A 1258-nucleotide genomic window follows, 5' to 3' on the forward strand; every position below is an offset into this window, starting at 1 on the left:
GATAATCGCCTTTGCAATGCTGGCTGGCGTCGAGTTATTCGGCCATTCGGCATCCTGAACAACCCGATTTAGTTCGCCTAAAAGCACGCTTTCGTAGGTTTCAGGCCAATGCTCAGAAGGAATATCATTGCCGTGGTATTCGCCGAGCAGGTCGATAGTCAGCAGCACAGCTTCCTCTGCTGATTTTTCTGGCTTGCGGTAACCGGCTGCCCATACCGCGTCGGTGATATCGCCCGGATCACCTCCGGCAGTTTTGATGATTTGCGCGAGGGCAAAAACGTTGGTGTCAGACATTTTTCACCGCCTGATTCAAAATTTCTTGCAAACGCTGTTCTGCCTTCGCCTCAGCCAGAATGCGAAAAGTGCGCAGATCAGCTTTGGATTGCTGCTTACTCAGCAAATCGAGCAATTCTTCCTTCTCAAACTTATCGCGCATACGATTGAGTTCTTTCTCCTCCCGGCGCAGGATTGCCAGACGTTCGCAAATACGGCTGCGCATCCAGAACCATGCTTTATGTGCGGCTGTAGCGCGGCGATACCATTCACTGGATTTATCGTCAGCTGACTCAAGTGAGGCCTTAATGCTATCCAGCGTTTTATTGGTAACCGCCAGCGCCTTCAAGTGGTCTGCTATTCCGTCCAGTCCTTCGAGATTTATGCGCCCATTTTCCAGTTGAATGTTGATCATCGTGCTATCTCCTTCGCCGCAACCTTGTAAGCCCTCAGGACTTCCGGCGTTTTGCCGGAAAGTACCGACTTCATGAAAAAGCAACCTTTGCGCTCCGTGTTAAGCCACTGAGTAGCGAATAAGGCGGCATCCACCGCCCGGTTGTGTTTGCGGAATTCGAACACAGTGCTGGTGATCGTCAGACTGGCGACAGCACCGTGATCCTGATAATCAAATTTCATTCAGCACCTCGGCGTACATTTCAAATGCGTTATCGACCAGCGGCATAATCACCAGGAACGGGTTACCGTAGAAGCGGTTAGTCACTGGATCGAGGGTCAATACACACGGTTTCCCTTTCCCGTATGACTTGAACTTCACTGGCGCAAAGTTTCTACCAAACATCAGGTGTGGCAGTGCAAGAAGATCGGCTGCGAACATTGGCATTTCATTGCAAGGTTCAGGCTCATCAGGCAGCAGTTTGTTGAAATCGGGATATTTCCCTTCAATCAGTTCCAGCTGGCTATGCCCAACGGTTTCCTCATTTTCGTTAACGTGAATGGCAACCCACTGGCTGTTAATCGTTTTAAT

Annotated in this window: 3 protein-coding genes and 1 pseudogene; all 4 read right to left on the bottom strand. The window is 50.1% G+C overall.

All coding sequences use genetic code 11. The features are described from left to right. On the bottom strand, positions 1-294 hold a 294-nt coding region (locus J8X26_RS25810), incomplete at its 3' end, for a hypothetical protein (RefSeq protein WP_208952412.1). Further along, positions 287-688: a hypothetical protein gene (locus J8X26_RS25815; RefSeq protein WP_208952413.1), complete on the bottom strand. Its 402-nt coding sequence runs from the start codon at positions 686-688 to the stop codon at positions 287-289. The genes J8X26_RS25815 and J8X26_RS25810, both read right to left, overlap by 8 nt. Next, positions 685-909: a hypothetical protein gene (locus tag J8X26_RS25820; protein ID WP_208952414.1), complete on the bottom strand. Its 225-nt coding sequence runs from the start codon at positions 907-909 to the stop codon at positions 685-687. The genes J8X26_RS25815 and J8X26_RS25820 overlap by 4 nt, the downstream gene beginning before the upstream one ends. Next, positions 899-1258: pseudogene (locus J8X26_RS25825) on the bottom strand (hypothetical protein); the annotation flags it as partial. The pseudogene J8X26_RS25825 and the gene J8X26_RS25820, both read right to left, overlap by 11 nt.

The sequence above is a fragment of the Rahnella sp. ChDrAdgB13 genome (genome assembly GCF_017655185.1).
Lineage (GTDB): Bacteria > Pseudomonadota > Gammaproteobacteria > Enterobacterales > Enterobacteriaceae > Rahnella > Rahnella contaminans.